This window comes from Clostridium sulfidigenes (assembly GCF_000732635.1).
GTDB lineage: Bacteria > Bacillota > Clostridia > Clostridiales > Clostridiaceae > Clostridium_J > Clostridium_J sulfidigenes.
In genome coordinates this window covers 53057-75511 of record NZ_JPMD01000001.1, presented here as the reverse complement: position 1 = coordinate 75511, position 22455 = coordinate 53057, and the positions used below count along the sequence as shown (strand labels likewise).

Sequence of the window (22455 nt, the reverse complement as noted above, 5' to 3'; positions counted from 1 at the left end):
CAAGGAGTTGATATATTTATCATAAATTTTTCATAAACATAATTATAGTAGAGATATTTAATATTATCTTATAGTATTTTTAAGGAGAGAAGTACAATGAGTAACGCAATAGCAGATAGTTCTAGTTCAAATTTACTATCGCCAAGTAATATTAAGAAAAATGTATTACCTTATTATAATTTATCTAGTAACTGTAGTATATATCAGGTGAAGTTTAAGGATACAGATAAGCAAAGAGCTGTATATAAAATAGAAAGTGATTCCCATGAGTATTGCTTGAAAAAAGTATATTATGATGTAGATGAACTGCTTTTTATTTATTCAGCCATAGAATGGTTATATCGTAACAATATAAATGTACCTAGAATACTATCTACTACTAATCATGGAAGATATGTAAGGTATAATGATATGTTATTTATTCTCACAGATTGGATTCAAGGGGATAAATGCGATTTTGATGATATAAATAATGTAAATATTTCAAGTAGAAATTTAGGACAAATTCATGAGACTTCTTTAGGATTCTCCCCAATTTTAGGTAGTAAACATAAGGAAGGTTTCACCAATCTTACAGACTCTTTAAATAAACATACTCTTCAACTTGTTAAAAATGAGAAGCTAGCATTAAAGTATAAAGATTATTTTTCTAAAATATATAGGGTTAGCTTTACTAATAGCATGTGCCTAGCAAATTTATCAACTAATGTAGCCAATACTATAGACTATGACAACTTATCTGTTTCCATTTGTCACAATGATTATGTAAGTAAAAATCTTATTGTAAATCAGGGTAAAATTTATGTAATCGACTTTGATAAATGTAGACACGACTATTCAGCCTTTGATATTTCTTATTGTTTAAGGAGACTGATGAGAAGAGAAAACACTTGCTGGAATGGAGATTTAGCCATAAACTTTTTACAGGAATATGAGAGCAGTCACCCTTTGACCTTTGATGATTATAAGTATATCCTTGCCTACTTAGCCTTCCCACAGAAATATTGGAAATTATCTAGGGATTACTATAAAAATATATCAAAATGTAATAAAAAGGCCTTTATAAATCTTCTTAATAAAGCTGTAATCCACAATGATATCCATATTGATTTCAGTTATAAACTACTGGATTATATTGAAAATAAATTCAGCACTAAAATTTCCTTTAAATAAGACTCTTTAAGATATATAAAGAGGTTATCTGAAAATATTTTAATTCTTTTCAGATAGCCTCTTTGTTAATTATTATTTATTATTTTATTTGCATCCACAGCAGCATTTTTTTCTTGGGTTTTTAACTTCAGCTTGAGCAGCTGCAAGTCTTGCTACTGGAACTCTGAATGGTGAGCATGATACATAGTTTAACCCTACTTCGTGGCAGAATTCAACAGAAGATGGATCTCCACCGTGCTCTCCACATATTCCAAGTTTGATGTCTGGTCTAGCAGATTTTCCTAGGTCAGCAGCCATCTTAACAAGTTTTCCAACTCCAACTTGGTCTAATCTTGCAAATGGATCAGATTCATATATGCTCTTGTCATAGTAGTGTTTTAAGAAGTTTCCAGCATCATCTCTTGAGAATCCAAAGGTCATTTGTGTTAAGTCATTAGTTCCAAAAGAGAAGAACTCAGCTTCTTTGGCTATTTCATCAGCAGTTAAAGCAGCTCTTGGAATTTCTATCATTGTTCCTACCATGTACTTCATATCTATGCCTGCTTCTTTTATGATTTTATCAGCTGTTTCTGTAACTATGTTTTTAACATACTTAAGCTCTTTTACTTCTCCAACTAATGGTATCATGATTTCAGGTACTATATCATAACCTTTTCTAGTTTTAACATCTATAGCAGCTTCTATTACTGCTCTTGTTTGCATTTCAGCTATTTCTGGGTAAGAAACTGCAAGTCTGCAACCTCTGTGACCCATCATTGGGTTGAACTCGTGTAATGATTCAACAGTATTTTTTAACTCTTCAAAGGTAATTCCAAGTTCTTTAGCTAATTCTACTATTTCATCATCTTCATGAGGAAGGAACTCGTGTAGTGGTGGATCTAAGAATCTTATGGTAGCTGGTCTATCTTGTAACTCCTCGTAGATTCCTATAAAGTCACCCTTTTGCATTGGTAATAATTTTTCTAGAGCTGCTCTTCTTGTAGCTTCATCCTTAGCAACGATCATTTGTCTTATAGCCATGATTCTATCGCTTTCAAAGAACATGTGCTCTGTTCTACAAAGTCCTATTCCTTCTGCTCCGAATTTAACTGCTTGAGCTGTATCCCTTGGATTATCAGCATTAGTTCTTACCTTTAAGCTTCTTAGTTCATCAGCCCATGCCATGAATGTTCCAAAGTATCCACTTATTTCAGGATCTACAGTTTTAATTTGTCCTGCATATACATTTCCTGTACTTCCATCTATTGAGATGTAGTCTCCTTCTTTATAAGTAACTCCACCTACTGCAAAGGTCTTATTTCCTTCATTTACTGTTAAGTCACCACAACCAGCAACACAACATGTTCCCATTCCTCTAGCAACAACAGCAGCGTGAGAAGTCATTCCACCTCTTACTGTTAATATACCTTCAGAAGCAATCATACCTTCAATATCTTCTGGTGAAGTTTCAAGTCTAACTAAAACTACCTTTTCTCCATTTTCATGGGCAGCTTTTGCATCTTCTGCAGTGAAGTAAACCTTACCACAAGCAGCACCAGGAGATGCTGGAAGTCCTTTAGCTATAACTGTTGCAGCCTTAAGTGATGCTGAATCAAAGGCAGGATGTAATAATGTATCTAATTGTTTTGGTTCAACTTTAAGAATTGCTTCTTCCTTAGTAAGCATTTTCTCTTCTACAAGGTCAACGGCTATTTTAAGGGCAGCTTGAGCTGTTCTCTTACCGTTTCTTGTTTGTAGGAAGTAAAGCTTACCTTCTTCTATAGTGAACTCCATATCTTGCATATCTCTGTAATGGTTTTCTAAGGTATTTACAATATCCATGAATTGTTTATATACTTCTGGATTTTCTTGTTCTAATTGCTCTATTTTTTGAGGTGTTCTGATACCAGCAACAACATCTTCTCCTTGAGCATTCATTAAGTATTCAGCAAATATTTTCTTTTCTCCTGTAGATGGATTTCTTGAGAATGCTACCCCTGTTCCAGAAGTATTTCCTTTATTACCAAATACCATTTCTTGAACGTTTACTGCAGTTCCCCAACTACCAGGAATATCGTTCATTCTTCTGTATACTATAGCTCTAGGATTGTTCCAAGATCTAAATACAGCAGTGATAGAAGCTATTAATTGTTCTGTAGGGTCGCTTGGGAATTCTTCTCCCTTAGCTTCTTTGTAGTAAGCTTTAAATTTAGCTACTAATTCTTTTAAGTCTTCTGCATTTAATTCTGTATCAAGTTTTACGCCTCTAGCATCCTTCATCTCATCCATGATATCTTCAAAGTTTCTCTTTTCTACTTCCATAACTACATCAGCAAACATTTGAATGAATCTTCTGTATGAATCGTATGCAAATCTAGGATTGTTTGTTTTTTTAGCCATTACTTCAACGGTTTCATCGTTTAATCCTAGATTAAGGATAGTATCCATCATTCCAGGCATAGATGCTCTAGCACCAGATCTTACTGAAACCAAAAGTGGATTTTCTAAACTTCCAAATTTTTTACCTGTAAGTTTTTCTAATTCAGCCATTTTTTCATGAATTTCGTCAACGATTTCTTCTGCAATTTTCTTTCCATCATCATAGTATTTATTACAAGCTTCAGTTGTTACTGTGAAGCCTTGTGGCACTGGAATTCCTATGCTTGTCATTTCTGCAAGGTTTGCACCCTTTCCACCTAGTAAATTTTTCATGCCGCCGTTGCCTTCATTAAAAAGGTACACATATTTTTTCTTTTCCATGTTATACAACCCCTTAACTCTTAAATTATAGTTATATAGTCAAATGAATAAAATTATTCATTTTCACCCAATTTTACAAATACCATAGAAATTGTTGTCTTAGATATTTTTCCTACAATTTTCGGAACTTCTTTTCCCCTTAAAAGTTCTAGTCTTACAACAGGTAATGAATCTACCTGATGCTCAATTATTTTTTTTGCAGCATCGAAGGCTGAATCTTCCTCTGATACACTAACAATATTCGGCATTCTAGTCATGATAATTCCAACGGGTACTCTATGCATATCAGCTGTTCCCATAGCCATCTTTATAAAGTCCTTTCTTGATACAGCTCCTAATAGTGCTCCTTCATTTTCAATGAATAAAGTTCCTGTGTCATTTAAAAAAAGTGTTAGAATGGCCTCATAAACAGGTGTGTCTTCCTTTACTAAAACCGGTTCAGACATTACATCCTTAACCTTTATATTTCTAATTTCACTGTTTTTAGGTCCTTTATTTGAATTCTTAACACACACATATCCAACTTTAGGTCTTGCTTGAAGTATACCTGTCATAGTCAATATAGATAAATCTGGTCTTATGGCGGATCGCGTAAGCCCTAACTCTTTTGCGATAGCTTCACTGGTTATTGGTTCATTTTCTTTAACTAATTCTATTATTTGTTCCTGTCTAAGCGAGAGTTTAATGACAATTCGCCACCTTTCAAAATTTTATTATTCACTCCAAATTCTATAGTTTTAATTATATCACACATTGGGGCGAGTAAGTGTTATTTTTAAGTAATTTTCTATTATATTGTATAAGAGATTTATTTAATTTGCAACTTTCTCTAAAAATTTTTAAAATATTTCGTTAATTCTTTGGTAAATTTTATTCTAAATAAAAAAAGATGAGTATATGCTCATCTTTAATTTATGTTATCTTTTCATATTATTCTTGGCTTCAGAAATTTTTTCTTTAATCTTTCCTGAGGTTTCAGAGAAGATTTCTTTTAGATCATGGGTTACTTCTGTAGCTTTCTTTGCAGTTGTTTCCATGGTGCTCTTTACAATTTTATTAACTACTTCTACAGTTCCATCTTCTTTAATTATATCTATTTCTAAATCAATAAATACTGCAGTAGCAGCTCCTAAAACTATTAAAACCGGTTGCAATAATAATGCTATACCCACCACAATTCCTGCATTTACAGGAATATTCACTAGGATAGAATCATCCTTTCTGATGATAATTCTAGAAACATTACCAGCCTTTATCAGCTCTTTTATATAGGTTACAAATTCACTTTGAGAAATTTTCTCATTGAAATTTCTATTATCCTTTTGTTTTTCTCTTTCACAATGAATTAATGCTTCGATTAAGTCCCCATTAAATCTTTCTAATAAGTCCTTAGCTTCTTCTTCAGATAGATTTGCTCTTTCTTTTAATATATTTATCTTTTTCAATGTAGCTTCATCCATAAATATTTCCTCCCTAGCAATATTTAATACTTAAGTATATTATATCACTTATATACTAAAACTTTTTAAGTAAGGATAGGCTATTAGGTTTTTTTCTATAATTTAGACTTATAAAGGTTTCTAGGATTTTTCCTATTTGTTCCTTTGTATTCATATCTAAATTAAGTCTTCCTACCTTCTCCAGCTCCACTTTACTTAGAAACTTTAATCCATTATATGTGGCAGCAGATACTTTCGTACCATATTGTTTTTCACATTGGTTACAAATTCCACCATAGAACTGAAAAGAAATATAGTCTGCGGTATTTATCTTATTTCCACATAGGGCACAATTTTCTAAAGATATACCATAGCCTGTAGCCTTTAGAACCTTAACTTCAAAGGCTCTTGCTAAAAGATCTAAGTCTATAGCCTTGTTTCTCATAAGATAAAAGCATTTCACTAAATCTATAAATATGGGATGACTCTCACCTTCTTCTATGGCAATATCTATGAGTTCATTAAAATAAGAACCATATATTAAGGTATCATAGTCATTTAATATATCTTGAAAGGAATCTATAATTCTCCCTTCATTTAAGGTATATAAAGTTCTTCCTTTATATAATACATACTCACCAAAGGAGAAAGGTAGGGTATTTGAAAAATTTCTATTTTTACTTTTTCTAGCTCCCTTTGCAATGACAGATACCTTTCCAAATTCCTCTGTAAATATCCATAGTAATTTATCATTTTCTTTGTATTCTTGGGTTTTTAAAACTATCCCTCTAGTCTTGATAGTATTCAATGAATAACACCTGCAATTCTACTTATAACCAAGTTCCTTGAGTACAAATGCACTATCTCTCCACTCTGATTTAACCTTAACCCAAATCTTTAGGTTTACTTTACAGCCTAGGAACTTTTCAATATCTTGTCTTGCATAGGTAGATATCTTCTTCATCATAGCTCCATTTTTACCAATTATTATACCCTTGTGGGAGTTCTTCTCACATAGCATATTTGCCTCAATAAGATAACTTCCATTTTCATTCTTCTTCATGGTTAAAATTTCTACAGCAATACCATGAGGTACTTCTTGAGATAAAAGTCTTAGAGCTTTTTCTCTTATGGTCTCCATTACTATAAATCTTTCTTGCTGATCTGTTATCATGTCTTCTGGGTAATACATTGGTCCTTCTGGTAACTGATCAACTACTAATTCTAATAATTTTTCGGTGTTCTTTCCGTTAATAGCTGAAATAGGTATTATTTCTTTAAAATCTAAAACTTTAGTGTATTCTTCTAGAGTTTTAGCTACTCTATCAGCAGGGTTTTCATCTATTTTATTTACCACTAAAAATACTTTAGTATTGCACTGCTTTAGTTGTTCTAAAATATGAAGGTCTGCCTTGTTTATCTCCCCTTCTGGTGTTGTTAAAAATAGCACCACATCCACATCCTGCATGGAATCTTTAGCTATCTTCACCATGTACTCACCTAACTTATGTTTAGGTTTATGCATACCTGGGGTGTCTACAAATACTATTTGAAAGTTATCCCTTGTAAGTATTGTTTGTATATTGTTTCTTGTAGTTTGTGGTCTACTTGATACTATAGATAATTTCTCTCCCATTAAATAATTTAAAAGGGTTGATTTACCCACATTTGGTCTTCCTATTATAGTTATAAATCCTGATTTAAACATATATCTCTCCTTATTTAAGTAAGTCCTCTTTAGTAAAAGCTCCTGGTAGTATTTCTTCTAAGGTCTTTACTAGATACTCATCTTGATTTTTAATTAATACTATTTCTATATCTTTAGCTGCAAACTCAGCAATAACCTGTCTACATATTCCACATGGAGCTGTATATGTTGACATATCTCCTACTATGGCAATTTTTTTCATTATAGTATGCCCTTCAGATATAGCCTTAAATATAGCCGTTCTTTCAGCACAGTTAGTAGCACCATAAGAAGCATTTTCTATGTTACAGCCTGTAAATACACTGCCATCTTCCATTTCAATTGCCGCTCCAACTTTAAACTTAGAATATGGTACATAAGCTTTTTCTCTAGCCTCTATAGCAAGTTTTACCAATTCTTTTATATCCATTTTATCTTCCTCCAACCTAATTACTCAAATCTATCCATGGTTTATAATAATCACACATTTCTTTAGTTTTTTAGTTTCTTAGTTATATTAGTTTACCATATAATACGAATTTTATCACATTATTTTTATTGCTTATATTTTATTTAGCTTCATTCATTTAGTAATTATCCAATAAGCTGATATAACAGTAAGGTTAGTAGTGATCCAAAGGCTCCTCCAAGGACTACTTCAAGGATGGAGTGTACGTTAGAATCTACTCTGCTTTGGGCTACTATGAAGGCTAATAAAAATGCTAATATCATTATTAGTGGCTCTGTGGTTAATAATGTAATGGTAGTTGCCACAGCAAAGGCTATGGAACTATGACCACTTGGCATTCCACCTCTTAAAGGTGTACCTTCATCATATACAGCCTTTACTACTACAGTGGCAATGCTAACTATTACTAACATTAAAAATATCATGTGAGGGTCAGAATTTTTAATTTTTAAAAGAATAATTATAGAAAAAGGTAGAACTTTATCACCAAAAATTATATAGGCTACTAAAACTGCATTAATTGCAGTGACTAATACTGCTCCTGCTGCTACATTTTTCGCAATCTTTGCTAGGGGATGATAAAAGTTGGTGGTGGCATCTATGGCACATTCCACTGCTGTATTTATCATCTCTGCAACCACAACCATTGTTATTGTAATTGCAATTACTAAAAGTTCCATCTTTGTCATGTCAAAGAAAAAACAAGCTGTTAGTATTAACATAGCTATTATCATATGTATTCTCATATTTCTTTGAGTTCGTATTGAATAAATTATTCCCTCTATAGCATAGTTAAAACTATCCACTAACTTCTTTACCTTCATAATAACCCCACCTTAATTAAAGCTGATATAACCTATATATAGTCTATTACCTTTCAATGTTAAACTTACTTAGAATTTCCTCTTCTCTAGCTCTCATTATTACTTTATCATCATCTTCCATGTGATCATATCCTAGCAAGTGAAGAATGGAGTGAGTTACTAGGTAGCACACTTCCCTTATAAAGGAGTGTCCAAACTCTTCACTCTGCTCCTTTGCTCTCTCTAAGGATAACACAATATCTCCAAGGACTAAATTTCCTTCATTTAAATCAATAATTGAAAATTCATGATCTAAATAGCACTCCTTGAATACTTTTTTCTCATCATAGTCTAGCATGGGAAAAGATAGTACATCTGTAGCCCTATCTATTCCTCTTGTATCTGAATTTATTTCTCTTATGGCTTCATTATCTACAAAAATTAGACTTACTTCATAGGGAATCAGAACCTGTTCCTCTTTTAAAGCATAATCTATAATTTCTTTAATGTTTTCTTCTAAGTCTTTTTCAACGGAAATAAGACTTTGCCTATCGTCCATATAAATCATATTCTATCTCCTATTTATCCTATATCTGCTTTTCTTTTTCAACTTCTTTAGTTTGTATAACTGCTTCTGGCTCTTTTAACTTAAACTGTTCTTCCTTAGTTGATACCACTTCTTTATCTTCTTCAAGTTTTTTTTCATTGTTTTCTTTTGTTAAATTAATCTTGTCTTTAGGATATTCAATTCTTTCATGGTAAATTCCAGATAGAACCTTTAGAAAACTCTCTCTTATTTTCTCTAAATCTTTAAAGGTTAGGTCAGAGTTGACAAACTGATTTTCATCAATTCTACTCTTAATTATGTTATTTACCATTTCTTCTATCTTCTTTTTATTAGGCTTATTAATGGACCTCACAGAGGCTTCAACCCCATCTGCTAACATTATAATGGTCGATTCCTTTGTTCTTGGTGGTGGTCCCCCATATCTATAATCTGCCTCATTTACCTCATCGGGATTCTCACTTTTATTTCTCATAGTTATATAAAAATACTTAGCAAGGGAATCTCCATGATGTTCTCTCACAACATCAGTGATGCCTTCAGGCAAGTTATATTTTTCTGCCAATTTAACCCCGTCTTCCACATGGGATAGTATTATGGCAGAGCTCATAGCTGGTGACATATCATCATGAGGATTTGCTATACCTATTTGATTTTCCTTAAAATAATATGGCCTTTCTAGCTTTCCAACATCATGATAATAGGACGCTACCCTAGCCAGTATTGGATTGGCTCCCACACTTTCTGCAGCCATCTCTGCTAAGTTTGCAACTAACACACAGTGGTGATAAGTGCCTGGTGCTTCTAAAAGTAATCTCCTCATTAATGGATGATTAGGGTTAGCTAACTCTAGAAGTTTAATATTAGTTAATACGTCAAATATATTTTCTAAAACTGGTAGTATTCCAATGGCTAATATTCCTGAAACTATGGCAGATACTCCTGTAAGCATAGCCTTATTGATTATACTAGTCACATTAGTGCTTAGGAAATATCCCATGGCACCAGTAAATACTACATTTATAGCTCCAATTAGCAAGGAAGAATACAATATGTCATTTCTTTGTTGAACCCTTTTTAATACCATTGGAACTATTACTGCATTGACCATAGCTATAAGAGTTAAATCTACTGAAAACTTAACAATAAAGGATATAAATATTACATTTAAGATTCCTATGGTTACAGAGGTTTTACTATCAATTAGTACAGATAATAAAATTGAAATACAAGCAAAGGGTATAACATAAGGAGATATGAGAATAGATATCCTAGCTAATACTACAGTTAGTACTGTCAGTAGGTTTATTAGGATAACCTTACTATTATCTTCATATATGTCTCTACGCTTTTCTTTTATATATCTCCACTGTAATCCTAATACTCCTGCAACAACTAGAAGTAAAACTAGGTTCATATAAATGCCTGTAGATTTATCATTATCTAGAAGGCCTAAGTCATTTAGAAGCTCAATTTGTGATTCAGTAATAGGTTGACCTTCTGCTATTATAGTTTGATCCTTTTTATAGATTACAGGTGTTACATTTTTAGTTATGTTTTGTCTTGCTTCTTCTGTCTTTTCATGATCTATAAAATAGGTGGCCTTAGTTTGTGAATAACCTATGGCCATGGCTAAATCCTTAACATTTTTAGCATAGCTAGTATTATTAAAAAAGGCGGTTATATATCCTTGTGCTGAAACTATATCCTGAGGTTTATTCTCGTATATAGGGGTAGTATCATATAAATTATTCATACATTCTACTATCTCTTCATTTAGGCTATTTAATCCAGTATCATTTAGGGATAAAAGTAATCCATAGTTTTCAGTAGAAAGATTTTTTATAACACTTTCCTCTTTTAACTTTTTCAGCTTTATCCCATTGATTTTATCCTGTTCTGACTTAATTTTTTCATTATCATCTTCACTGGAAGGATTATAAGGAGGATTTTCAGAATTTATCTTTTTAACTAATTCAAAAAGTTTATTTATATTATCTAAAGCACCTTTTCTTATATTAGCATCATAGGTATAGGTTTCTTGTACGTGTTTTAGCTCTTCTTCAATACTCTTTTGAGTTGCTACCTTATCTTCCACATCTCTTGGTGCTTTAATATCAAATTTAGCTATTTCACCTACTTGAAATTTATATTTTTTACTTACTACTACAGTGCTTAAAATCAAATAAACTATTAAAGTTGTAATTATAAAAGTAATATAGGGTTTTACTCTTGGAAATCTTATCCTTGATAATCTTTTTTTATGTCCCATATTTACACCTCTTTTTAAGTCTCAGGGGATTCATCTTCCTTTTCTGTTTCTGTTTCTGTAGCTACAACTTGGCTTTCTGCAATGTCTTCTTCTACTGTAACTAATACTCTAATTTCATATTCCTTCTCTTGCTTTTTAACTTCTGGAGTAATATCTAGTATTTTAACTCCTCTATCTAAATTTAATGTAATTTTGTTTTGTAGTTCCTTTATTACAGTGTCAGTGTCAGTAGCTTCTTCCACCTCTTCTGTTTCATAATAAGTCTCTTTTATAAAGATGCCCCAGTTTTCTTCTATTTTATCATAAGTTGTATAGTTATTTAATGATTTCTTAATATAAATTTTATTATTGTTTACATTTACTCCATATCGTACCTGCTTATTTCCCGTTCTTCTTTTTGAGGTAATAGATAAAGGTACCTTTGTAAATTCTTCGTAAAAAGTAGTAGCATATATTTTCCCTTCAGCCTTTACAGAGAACTCCATCCCTTCTTTTCCTTCTTGCCCTTTTACAATCAGCTCACCTTTGTCAACTACTGTGCCAAGTTGTTTCACAGGAGTTCCAGCACTAGTATATATTCGATTTATAACTCCACTTTTTTTAGCTACTAAATCTCCTGTGTACTCCTTTTCTTTTATCTTTGGTGGTTCTTGCCTCTCTACTATATCTACAGTGAGCATAGAACCTTCAATTCTAACTTTAACCCACATTATTTCATCTATATCAGCAACTAACTTTTCTTCAACCTTTAGAACATCTATTGAACCCTTTTTACTTCCAACCATTATTCCATAGCTTTTCAGTATATTTCTAACTTCAAGGGGAGCTAGATATTTATCTGTATTTATATCCACACTCCAAATAAAGCTACTCAAATAGTATAAAATAAAGAAAAATGCAGCAATACCTGCAATTAAAAGTTTCCTAGTACTTAATCTAAGATAAAAAAAGTTTATCCCTTTACGATGCAAAATCTTTACTTTTCCCTTTACTTTTTTAACAGCTTCTTTTAAATGAAGATAATCTGATACTGATATTTCTAGTGTAATAGAAAAGGCGTTATTTCTTTTTATATTTTTTACACTGACATTTTTATTCCAGAGATAATTGAGAATTTTTTCTCCTTCAAGGGAATCTACTTGAACAGTTATATAGCTTTTATTAAAATTATTAATCTTCTTCATAGTTTTCATACACCATAGAGCTAAAATATCCACTTAAAGTTATGGTGGTACCTCCTACAAAAATAATTTCAAAATCCTCACCTAAAATTTTCAAAGGTCCAATACTGGTATTTATAACCAATTCACTGTCACTAAATTTTATTATCCCTTTATGATTCTCTACCGTTACCTCTTTTCTTGCTATCACTATTATTTTAGGTAAACTAAGGGCTACATCTACTGGTAAGTCTAATCCATAAATGACCTTTTCCTTTACCCTCACTAATTTATCACTCAACTTCATCACCTCTAAATCATAATTTTTACTTACAAAGTTTCTCTTTTAAATTTTATGATTTCTTTTCATGATAAATTACTTAAAATAAAAAGAACTCAGTAAACTGAGTTCTTTATTTATTCAAATATTCTTTTACTATTTGACTAACTACTTTGCCATCTGCTCGACCATTTACCTTAGGTCTAACATCTGCCATAAGTTTTCCCATATCTTTAATGCTACTAGTACCAAGTTTTTCGGCTGACTCCAGAACAATTTTTCGGATTTCTTCTTCCGTTAACTGCTGAGGAAGGTATTGTAATAAGATTTCGATTTCAGCTTTTGTTTGATCAACCAAATCTTGTCTATTTCCTTTATCAAACTCAACCAAAGAATCTCTTCTTTGTTTAACTTCCTTTGCTAAAATTTCGATGACTTTACTATCATCTACTTCTCCTGCCCCTGATTTTTCAACCATTAAAACAGCAGCTTTAGCCATGCTTATTACATTTGCTTTAAACTTATCTCTTTGTTTAATAGCATTTTTCCAGTCGTCCTGTAATGTTTCCTTAATGGATGACATTAATAAACCTTCTTTCAAATTCTACTTAAATTTTCTTTTTCTAGCAGCTTCTGATTTTTTCTTTCTCTTTACGCTTGGTTTTTCGTAATGTTCTCTCTTTCTAACTTCTGAAAGCACACCTGATCTTGCACATTTCTTTTTAAATCTTCTTAATGCATTCTCTAATGATTCGTTTTCTCCAACTTTTATCTCTGACATTTATATCCCTCCCTCCGCTAGCTCAATTTAATTTTAATTAAAAGTAGCCAATGCGAGGCCTAAATAGCACATTTTCAATTATACAATTCACATTAACTTATGTCAAGATTTTCATTAGTTTTATTTACATATTTTTAGTCCTTATTTTTAGCCTGGTGGCCATTTTAAATTTCTTCCACCTAACAAATGAAAATGTAAATGTGGAACAGTCTGACCTCCATGGTCTAAAGTGTTAGTTACAACTCTATATCCACTTTTATCTATTCCTAGTTTTTTTACCAGTTCTGGTATGGTGGCGAAAATATGAGCTATAATGCTACTATTCTCATGATTTATATCATTAACACAGCTTATGTGCTCCTTTGGGATTATAAGAATATGCACAGGTGCTTCAGGACTTATGTCATGAAATGCTAATATCTTATCATCTTCATAGACCTTATTTGAAGGAATCTCACCCTTTGCAATTTTACAAAATAAACAATCTGACATTTTTTCACCTCCATTCTCAGTAGTAAAAACCTACATTTATAGTTTCCTATAATGTATAATATGATTTCTCATATCTTATATTATACTCTAAAAATCCATGTTAGTGTATCTATATTTTGTATTATTCTATGATTCCTACCATGTTTTCCTGTTTTACAGCTGCCAGTTTTGTAGGCACTATTTTACCCTCTAGGTTTTCATCACTTTCTGTTATTACTTTTATATAGTTCTCTGTATAGCCTACATAAGTGTTTTCTTTTCCACTTATAGCTTCCTCATAAAGTACTCTCATTTCTCTCCCAAGGAATTTCTCCATGAATTCTACTTCTAAAGCATTATTTAGTTCTATTAACTTTTTACTTCTTTCTTCCTTTATAAGACCATCTACTTGGAAAGGCATTTCCGCTGCCTTAGTTCCTGTTCTTTTACTATACTTAAAGATATGCATTTTACTTAGTTTTATCCCTTTTAAAAATTCATAGGTAGCTTCAAATTCAACATTAGACTCCCCTGGAAAACCTACAATTATATCCGTAGTTATAGACACGTCCTTCATATACTTTCTAAGATTTTCTACTACATCCTTATATTCCTGTGCTGTATATTTTCTATTCATTCTTCTAATTGTTGCATCACAGCCACTTTGAAGGGATAGGTGGAAATGGGGACACATCTTTTCTAGGTTGCAGATTCTCTCTATTACCCCTTCAGTGAAGAAGGTTGGATCTATAGAGCCTATTCTAATTCTCTCTATTCCTTCTATTTTATTTATCTCTTCTAGGATTTTAACTAAATCCCAATTACCTTCTAAATCCACTCCATAGGAAGCAGTGTGAACTCCTGATAAAATTATTTCTTTAAAACCATTTTTACTTAGTTCTTTTACTTCCTTTAATATTTTCTCAGGCTCTTTACTACAAACTCCCCCTCTAGCAAAGGGAATAAGGCAGTATGAACAAAATCTATTACATCCATCCTGTATCTTTAAAAAGGCCCTAGTTTTATCCTGATATTCATTTATAGCTAGCTGTTCAAATTTATTGTTTTTAAGAACATCTTTAACTTCTACTACTTGCTTACTTTCTTCTCTTGCTCTATTAACCCAGTAAACAATGTCTCCTTTATTTCTACTTCCCAAGACTACATCTACACCTTCAATTTGTGCTATTTCATCGGAAGCTATTTGTGAATAGCATCCAACTACTGCTATTATAGCCTCTGGATTATGACGTCTTGCTCTTCCTATCATCTGTCTTGACTTTTTATCTCCCATGTTAGTTACTGTGCATGTATTTATTACATACACATCTGAAAATTCATCAAAACTTACAACTTCATATCCCTCTTTTATGAATTTTTCTGCCATGGCTTCTGATTCATAAGAGTTAACCCTACATCCTAGTGTATATAGTGCTACTTTCATTTTAATTTCCTCCTAAGTCACCAAGCTCATACATAATTAAGCTAAGAGCTACAAAGCCAGCAGTCTCCGTTCTTAGTATTCTAGGCCCTAAGGTTACTATAAATGCTCCAGCATCCTTTAATGCCTGAATTTCATCCTCTTCAAAGCCACCCTCAGGTCCTATGATAATGGCTGCTGTTTCTATATTTTTATCTGATACTTGGTTTTTTACATATTTTATTCCTTGATTTTCTTGATTTTCATAGGGTACTATAACTAAATCAAAGTTCTTTATCTCTTCCTTTAGGTTATTAAAATCTATAGGTTGGTTTATAGTTGGAATTATACTTCTTTTGCTTTGTTTGCAAGCTTCTAAGGCTATTCTGTTCCATCTATCTACCTTTTTAAATTCTGAGGACTCATTGCCCTTAACTACAACTCTCTCTGTAATTATAGGGGTGATTTCACTGACTCCTAGCTCAGTACACTTTTGAGCTATTAAATCCATTTTAGCTGCCTTTGGTAATCCTTGAAAAAGCTGAACTCTTAAAGGACTTTCATTATTTAAAGCAACCTTTTCAATTAGGTTTACTCTTACTTCTTTTTTATTTACCTCTAAAATTTCTCCTATATATTCAACACCCTTACAGTTATTGATATTTACTTTATCCCCTTCTTTAAGTCTAAGCACCTTATATATATGCTTAACATCATCGCCTTCAATGATGCACAGAGATTCATTTATGCTATTATCTTCCACAAAAAATTTATGCATTTTAAATATACTCCCATCACACAATTTTACTTTTTAGCAATAATACAAATCCATTCTCCATCTTCCATGACTTCTTCAATTGTAAAGTCTAGGGCCTTTAACTTGTCAGCAACTTTATTTCTTTGAGTGTTTAAGATACCAGAAGCTATGAAGTATCCCTCATCTTCTATAAAGGCTCTTACACCTTCACTTAAAAACATGATTATATCAGCTAAGATATTAGCTACTACTATATTAGCTTTACCTTCTACTACTTCCATTAAATCTCCGTAAAGAATTTCGATGTTATTTACCTTGTTGAACTCCAGATTTTTCTTTGCAGATTCTACAGCTACTGGGTCTAAATCTACTCCTACTACATGTTTTGCTCCTAATTTAGCTGCAGCTATAGATAATATTCCTGAACCAGTACCTATATCAAATACAGTGGTATCTTTCTTAACTTTTTTCTCTAGAGCTTTTATGCACATTCTTGTAGTTTCGTGGGTTCCTGTTCCAAAGGCCATTCCTGGGTCTAGCTCTACTACAACCTCTCCAGGTTTTTCTTCATAATCTTCCCAGGTAGGCTTTACTACAATGTGCTCCCCAACCTTAGCTGGTTTATAGTACTGCTTCCAATTATTTGCCCAATCATCTTCATTTACCTTATGATAAGTTACTATGCCTTCACCTTTATCAAAGCCAAATTCACCTAACTTATCTACACTTTCCTTTATGTAGTTTAGTGTATTCATAAAGTTTTCACTATCTTTAAAGTACCCTTTAACCATAGCACCTTCTTCAATAGTTAAAACTGACTCATTTATAAAATCTGCAAAGCCCAGGTTTTCCTTCTTAAATTCCACATCTGCCACATCTTCTATGGAAACTCCTTCTACATCACAGTTATAAAGAAAACCAGCCACAGCTTCTGTAGCCTCACTGCTGGTAAGTACCGTTACTTCAATCCAATCCTGATCCATTTCTACTTCCTCCATATCTATATATTAAATTATACTTAAGTTATATGAACAATAGGTAATAGGTTTTAATTAATATTATTGCCATTATTTTAAAAGATGTCTATGGTATTATACACTAAATAATCTTTATTGTGTAATTATATATCACATATTACAAAATAACAAAATAACTCTTCCTTGGCAATAGTGAATCTTTTCTATTGCAAGAAAGAGTTTTATTTGGCTCTGTAATTTTCATCGGCCCCTAATATTCTACTGTTCTATATAGCCTTAGTCAATTAGGTTATCTTTAAATCCAAGACCAAAGGCTTCATCAAAGGAAGAAATCATAGTCATAGCTGTTGGGTCTATGGTACTTACAATTCTACGTAAATTATATACCTGAGATTTACTGCAAGCACACATTAACATTTGACGACTCTCTCCTGAAAAAGCACCGGTAACATTCATTATAGTTACTCCTCGTCCAACTTCCTTTCCAATGACATCTGCAATTTCCTTTCCATGATTAGTTATTACCATTGCCATTTTTCCTGCTTCAAAACCAGACATAATCTTATCTATAATTGTAGAACTTGATATAGTCATAATAATTCCTAATAATACAGCATCAATAGTTCCAAATACTAATCCACCTAGAAGGATAACACAACCATCAATAGCAATTGTAATCTGTCCAATAGATAGGTGAGGTGCTTTTTTTCTTACAGAAAGAATTAAAAAGTCTGTTCCTCCAGTAGATGAATTTCTCATATATATGAGTGCTAGTCCAGCTCCAGATAATACTCCTGCAAACACAGCTGCCAGTATAGGATTTCCTGAATAAATTGGGATAAGTGGAAACACTACATCCATAAAGAAGGCTGAAATTACCATGGTTTTTAGAGATTTAACTAAAAACCATTTTCCAAGCACTTTATAACTAATTATTATTATTGGTATGTTAAGTAATAAACTACATACACCTATTGGTATTTTAGTAAAAAAGTTTATAATTATTGATAAACCTGAAATTCCACCAGGAGCAAAGTTAGCTGATAATGCAAAGGTATAAATACCAGCAGCATAAAGTATACTACCAATGATGTCATAGAAGGTATCAATGGTAATGTCATAGATCTTTTGTTTTTCAATTTTCATGTTATTGCCTCCAACCTTTTTATTAAAGTTATATCTTATGATTTTGTAGAAATTAACATGATTCAGACATGACTAAAAGGTTTACATGTGCTAAAAAACTTAACTTCTACACCACTAGTAATAAAAGCGCAATAAACCCTAAAATATCATTAAATTCTACAGTAATATTATAAATATTTTGTCTAAAAAAGTCAATTATTAAATTTTTAAAATATTCATATTGTTATCTCTATTTTGCCAATGATCGATTTTACCATTAATATACTGAAATTTAAGATTTTAATATAAATTGGCTCTGTTGAAAATTACAGTGATAGGATATATAAGCACTAAAAATAGCTAAAGTCCTATACTAACTATTACAAGACTTTAGCTATATTTAAATATTTGTGGTTATATTAATTTCTTTATTACTTTCCAAATATTCCTTTTTTGTGTTTTTTCTTTTCCACAGTAGTTTCTGGAGCTTCTCCACTAGCCTCCATAAACATTCTTAGAGCTTCTTCTTGTTTCTCATTAAGAGATTTTGGTACATCCACTATTACCTTAACATAGTGATCTCCTCTACCTACAGAGTTAACTCTAGGAACCCCTTTAGCTTTTAATCTAAATACAGTTCCAGGTTGAGTTCCTGCTGGAACCTTATAAGTAACATCTCCATCCACTGTTGGAACCTTTATGTCTGTACCAAGAGCAGCCTTCGCAAAGGATATGTGAGTTTCCATGTGGATGTCAAAGCCTTTACGTTTAAATATATTATGAGATGTAACTCTTATATTTATATAAAGATCTCCTGCTGGACCTCCATTTTCTCCTGCTTCACCTTGTCCTCTTAGCGGCATTACATTACCTGTATCAACACCTGCTGGAACATTAACTGTTAAATTTCTAGTTTTTCTTTCTTTACCAGTTCCTCTACAAGTTGAGCATGATTCCTCTATTATAGTACCTTTACCTCCACAAGCATCACAAGTTGTAGTTGTAGAAATCACTCCTAATGGAGTTCTTCTTTGAACATTTATCTTACCTCTACCGCTACACTTAGAGCAAGTTTTAGGAGTAGTACCTTTTTTAGCTCCTGTGCCTCCACAAGTTTCACATTTTTCTCTTCTAGTAACTTTAATTTCCTTCTCACAGCCAAATACAGCCTCTTCAAAGGTTAAATTTAAATTAAATTCTAAATCTGCACCCTTTCTTGGAGCATTCTTATTAGATGAAGATGAAAATCCTCCACCAAAGATATCGCTAAAAATATCTCCAAAGCCTCCAAAGCCTCCACCGAAATCAAATCCATCAAAACCTTGGGCTCCGTTAAAGTCTGCAGTACCAAATTGATCATATCTCTGTTTCTTCTCTGGATCTGATAAAACTTGATACGCTTCATTTATTTCTTTAAACTTTTCTTCTGCTTCAGCATTTCCTTGATTTCTATCTGGATGATACTTTAAAGCAGCCTTTTTAAAAGCTTTTTTTATCTCATCATCACTGGCACTTTTATCTATGCCAAGTACTTCATAATAATCTTTATTAGCCATATTTAAAATTCACCACCTATTTTACTTCGAATAATATATTAAGATATATTATGTATAATTGCAACCATGTATTAATGGGAACATTAAATTTTCACATTAAAATTTAACATTAAAATCAGTTTTAAGGGATGAGTGTTTCATCATCCCTTAACTAATTTAATGAATATTATTCTCCATCTACTTTAAAATCTGCATCTACAACATTGTCATCATGTGGTGCATCTTGAGCTCCTGCTCCTGCTGCTCCGCCCATGTTGTTTGGATCAAAACCTTCTGCTCCTGGCTGTCCGCCTTCAGCTTGGTATACCTTTGAAGATACAGCGTAGAATTCTTGTGTTAACTCTTCTGTAGCTTTTTTAATAGCTTCTATATCTTCTCCGTCTTTAACTGATTTTAATACTTGGATTCTTTGTTCTACCTTAGCTTTATCATCAGCAGATACTTTATCTCCTAGGTCAGTTAAAGTTTTTTCTGTTTGGTAAACCATTTGATCTGCAGTATTTTTAACTTCTATAGCTTCTTTTCTCTTCTTATCTTCTTCTGCAAATCTTTCTGCTTCATTTACTGCATTTTGGATTTCATCATCACTTAAGTTAGTTGAAGCTGTGATAGTTATATTAGCTTCTTTTCCAGTTCCTTTGTCTTTAGCAGAAACTTTAACTATACCGTTAGCATCTATATCAAAAGTTACTTCAATTTGAGGAATTCCTCTTGGAGCTGCTGCAATTCCAGAAAGAGTGAATCTTCCTAAAGTTTTGTTGTCAGCTGCCATTTGTCTTTCACCTTGAACTACGTGAATTTCAACAGATGTTTGACCGTCTGCTGCAGTTGAGAATACTTGGCTCTTCTTAGTTGGAATTGTTGTATTTCTTTCGATTAATGGAGTAGCAACTCCTCCTAAAGTTTCAATTCCTAATGTTAATGGTGAAACGTCAAGAAGTAATACATCTTTAACATCTCCTGTTAAAACTCCACCTTGAATAGCTGCACCTGCTGCAACACATTCATCTGGGTTAACTCCTTTTGATGGTTCTTTTCCTGTAAAGTTTTTAACTGCTTCTACAACAGCTGGGATTCTTGTAGATCCACCAACTAATACAACCTTGTCAATTTCTCCTATTGAAAGATCAGCATCTTGAAGAGCTTTCCTCATTGGCTCAATAGTTCTTTGTACTAAATCATGAGTTAATTCATTGAATTTAGCTCTTGTTAGGTTCATATCTATATGTTTTGGACCTGTAGCATCAGCTGTGATAAATGGAAGATTGATGTTTGTTTGAGTAGAAGATGATAATTCTATTTTTGCTTTTTCAGCAGCTTCTTTTAATCTTTGAAGTGCCATTTTATCATTTCTTAAATCAATTCCATTAGAAGCTTTAAAATCTTCAGCTATATAATCCATAACCTTTTGGTCAAAGTCATCTCCACCAAGACGAGTATCTCCATTTGTAGATTTAACTTCGAAAACTCCATCTCCAAGTTCTAAGATAGATACGTCGAAAGTACCACCACCAAGGTCATATACAAATATCTTTTGGTTTGTATCCATTTTGTCAAGACCATAAGCAAGAGATGCAGCTGTTGGCTCGTTTATAATTCTCTTAACATCAAGACCTGCAATTCTTCCTGCGTCTTTAGTTGCTTGTCTTTGGCTATCATTGAAGTATGCTGGAACTGTGATAACAGCTTCTGTAACTGTTTCTCCAAGGTATGCTTCAGCATCTGCTTTTAATTTTTGAAGTACCATTGCAGATATTTCTTGTGGAGTATATTCTTTTCCATCTATATTTACTTTATGATTTGTTCCCATTTCTCTTTTAATTGAGATTATAGTTTTATCTGGGTTTGTTATTGATTGTCTTTTTGCTACTTGACCAACAAGTCTTTCGCCATCTTGTAAGAAAGATACTACTGATGGAGTAGTTCTAGCACCTTCTGCGTTTGGTATTATAACTGGATCTCCACCTTCCATAACTGATACACAAGAGTTTGTTGTTCCTAAATCAATTCCTATAATTTTTGCCATTGTAATTTCCTCCTATAAATTAATACACTTATTTTCTTCTAATTTACTATATACATTTATTTTTAATTAAAGATTAAAATCTTTATAAATCATAGATTAATTTGCTACTTTAACCATACTATGTCTTAATACTTTATCGCCTTTTTTATATCCCTTTAGGAATACTTCAGCTACTTGATTTTTTCCTAAGTTTTCATCTTCTATATGCATTACTGCATCATGGAAGTTAGGGTCAAATTCTCCATCAGATGAGATTTCTTCAACGCCTAGCTTTTCAAAGGAAGCTGTAAACTGATTTATAGTTAATTCAATACCTTTTTTAAGATCTTCTGCACTACCATCTACTGCAACAGCTCTTTCTAAATTGTCTAATACAGGTAGTATTTCCTTTAATACATCAGCACAAGCCTCTGTGTATATATTTTCCTTTTCCTTAGAAGTTCTTTTTCTAAAGTTATCATATTCAGCTACAGTTCTTAGTAATTTATCTTTCAAAGAATCATTTTCTTCTTTAAGCTCTTTAATTTCTTCTTTGCGATTTCTGAATTTTTTCATCTCATCTTCCTTATCATCTTCCTCTTTAACCTCTGAGGTTTCTTCACCGGAAGTGCCTTCCTCTTCATTTTGTTCTTTTTCAGAAGGGTCATTTTCTAAAATTTCATCCGCATTATCTTCCATATCTTTTTTATCTAGCTCTTGGTTTTCTTCCATATTATTTTCCAATGCTCTTTCCTCCAATCTAAATGCTTATCTCA

The 22455-nt window shown here is 32.3% G+C and carries 22 protein-coding genes; 1 reads left to right on the top strand and 21 read right to left on the bottom strand.

Going from position 1 to position 22455, the window contains the following annotated elements; translation table 11 throughout:
* The first annotated feature begins 96 nt into the window (after positions 1 to 96).
* A complete protein-coding gene (locus IO99_RS00380) occupies positions 97 to 1173 on the top strand; it encodes a CotS family spore coat protein (RefSeq protein WP_035128916.1) in 1077 nt (358 codons plus the stop codon).
* An 84-nt stretch (positions 1174 to 1257) separates the two neighbouring features.
* Here the strand turns inward: IO99_RS00380 and ppdK are convergent, their stop codons facing one another.
* The 21 genes from ppdK to grpE form a co-directional block, all read right to left on the bottom strand.
* The gene (ppdK, locus tag IO99_RS00375) at positions 1258 to 3912 is read right to left on the bottom strand and encodes a pyruvate, phosphate dikinase (protein ID WP_035128914.1); all 2655 of its coding nucleotides are present in this window, start codon (positions 3910 to 3912) and stop codon (positions 1258 to 1260) included.
* Positions 3913 to 3965: 53 nt separating this feature from the next.
* Complete coding sequence (gene ccpN / locus IO99_RS00370) at positions 3966 to 4598, bottom strand: transcriptional regulator CcpN (protein WP_035128912.1); 633 nt, start codon at positions 4596 to 4598, stop codon at positions 3966 to 3968.
* A gap of 231 nt (positions 4599 to 4829) precedes the next feature.
* Positions 4830 to 5372: a DUF4342 domain-containing protein gene (locus tag IO99_RS00365; RefSeq protein WP_051823788.1), complete on the bottom strand. Its 543-nt coding sequence runs from the start codon at positions 5370 to 5372 to the stop codon at positions 4830 to 4832.
* A 55-nt stretch (positions 5373 to 5427) separates the two neighbouring features.
* On the bottom strand, positions 5428 to 6159 hold the full coding sequence (recO, locus tag IO99_RS00360) for a DNA repair protein RecO (protein WP_035128909.1): 732 nt from the start codon (positions 6157 to 6159) through the stop codon (positions 5428 to 5430).
* Positions 6160 to 6177: 18 nt separating this feature from the next.
* Complete coding sequence (era, locus tag IO99_RS00355; RefSeq protein ID WP_035128906.1) at positions 6178 to 7059, bottom strand: GTPase Era; 882 nt, start codon at positions 7057 to 7059, stop codon at positions 6178 to 6180.
* A gap of 10 nt (positions 7060 to 7069) precedes the next feature.
* Positions 7070 to 7468, bottom strand: a complete 399-nt coding sequence (locus tag IO99_RS00350; RefSeq protein ID WP_035128903.1) for a cytidine deaminase — start codon at positions 7466 to 7468, stop codon at positions 7070 to 7072.
* Between the two features lie 164 nt (positions 7469 to 7632).
* Entirely contained in the window at positions 7633 to 8331 is a 699-nt protein-coding gene (locus tag IO99_RS00345; RefSeq protein ID WP_035128900.1) for a diacylglycerol kinase, read from the bottom strand.
* Between the two features lie 46 nt (positions 8332 to 8377).
* Positions 8378 to 8878 carry an rRNA maturation RNase YbeY gene (ybeY, locus tag IO99_RS00340; RefSeq protein WP_035128897.1) on the bottom strand — a complete coding sequence of 167 codons (501 nt, stop codon included), beginning with the start codon at positions 8876 to 8878 and terminating at the stop codon, positions 8378 to 8380.
* Between the two features lie 19 nt (positions 8879 to 8897).
* Entirely contained in the window at positions 8898 to 11147 is a 2250-nt protein-coding gene (locus IO99_RS00335) for an HD family phosphohydrolase (RefSeq protein WP_084178012.1), read from the bottom strand.
* Positions 11148 to 11161: 14 nt separating this feature from the next.
* On the bottom strand, positions 11162 to 12331 hold the full coding sequence (yqfD, locus tag IO99_RS00330; protein WP_242844058.1) for a sporulation protein YqfD: 1170 nt from the start codon (positions 12329 to 12331) through the stop codon (positions 11162 to 11164).
* Positions 12318 to 12608 carry a sporulation protein YqfC gene (yqfC, locus tag IO99_RS00325; RefSeq protein WP_035128893.1) on the bottom strand — a complete coding sequence of 97 codons (291 nt, stop codon included), beginning with the start codon at positions 12606 to 12608 and terminating at the stop codon, positions 12318 to 12320. The genes yqfD and yqfC overlap by 14 nt, the downstream gene beginning before the upstream one ends.
* Positions 12609 to 12720: 112 nt before the next feature.
* The gene (locus IO99_RS00320) at positions 12721 to 13170 is read right to left on the bottom strand and encodes a GatB/YqeY domain-containing protein (RefSeq protein WP_035128891.1); all 450 of its coding nucleotides are present in this window, start codon (positions 13168 to 13170) and stop codon (positions 12721 to 12723) included.
* Positions 13171 to 13191: 21 nt separating this feature from the next.
* A complete protein-coding gene (gene rpsU / locus IO99_RS00315) occupies positions 13192 to 13368 on the bottom strand; it encodes a 30S ribosomal protein S21 (RefSeq protein ID WP_035128888.1) in 177 nt (58 codons plus the stop codon).
* Positions 13369 to 13515: 147 nt separating this feature from the next.
* Positions 13516 to 13860 (bottom strand): histidine triad nucleotide-binding protein, encoded by a 345-nt coding sequence (locus tag IO99_RS00310; RefSeq protein WP_035128885.1) that lies wholly within the window; start codon positions 13858 to 13860, stop codon positions 13516 to 13518.
* A 121-nt stretch (positions 13861 to 13981) separates the two neighbouring features.
* Positions 13982 to 15283, bottom strand: a complete 1302-nt coding sequence (gene mtaB, locus IO99_RS00305) for a tRNA (N(6)-L-threonylcarbamoyladenosine(37)-C(2))-methylthiotransferase MtaB (RefSeq protein ID WP_035128882.1) — start codon at positions 15281 to 15283, stop codon at positions 13982 to 13984.
* 1 nt (position 15284) lies between these two features.
* A complete protein-coding gene (locus tag IO99_RS00300) occupies positions 15285 to 16037 on the bottom strand; it encodes a 16S rRNA (uracil(1498)-N(3))-methyltransferase (RefSeq protein WP_035128879.1) in 753 nt (250 codons plus the stop codon).
* Between the two features lie 26 nt (positions 16038 to 16063).
* Positions 16064 to 16999, bottom strand: coding sequence for a 50S ribosomal protein L11 methyltransferase (gene prmA / locus IO99_RS00295; RefSeq protein WP_035128876.1), 936 nt, complete (start codon positions 16997 to 16999; stop codon positions 16064 to 16066).
* A 270-nt stretch (positions 17000 to 17269) separates the two neighbouring features.
* Positions 17270 to 18139: a YitT family protein gene (locus tag IO99_RS00290; RefSeq protein WP_035128873.1), complete on the bottom strand. Its 870-nt coding sequence runs from the start codon at positions 18137 to 18139 to the stop codon at positions 17270 to 17272.
* A 410-nt stretch (positions 18140 to 18549) separates the two neighbouring features.
* The gene (dnaJ, locus tag IO99_RS00285) at positions 18550 to 19674 is read right to left on the bottom strand and encodes a molecular chaperone DnaJ (protein ID WP_035128870.1); all 1125 of its coding nucleotides are present in this window, start codon (positions 19672 to 19674) and stop codon (positions 18550 to 18552) included.
* A gap of 166 nt (positions 19675 to 19840) precedes the next feature.
* Positions 19841 to 21700 carry a molecular chaperone DnaK gene (dnaK, locus tag IO99_RS00280; protein WP_035128867.1) on the bottom strand — a complete coding sequence of 620 codons (1860 nt, stop codon included), beginning with the start codon at positions 21698 to 21700 and terminating at the stop codon, positions 19841 to 19843.
* Between the two features lie 96 nt (positions 21701 to 21796).
* Positions 21797 to 22423, bottom strand: a complete 627-nt coding sequence (grpE, locus tag IO99_RS00275; RefSeq protein ID WP_278245209.1) for a nucleotide exchange factor GrpE — start codon at positions 22421 to 22423, stop codon at positions 21797 to 21799.
* Positions 22424 to 22455: the final 32 nt, after the last annotated feature.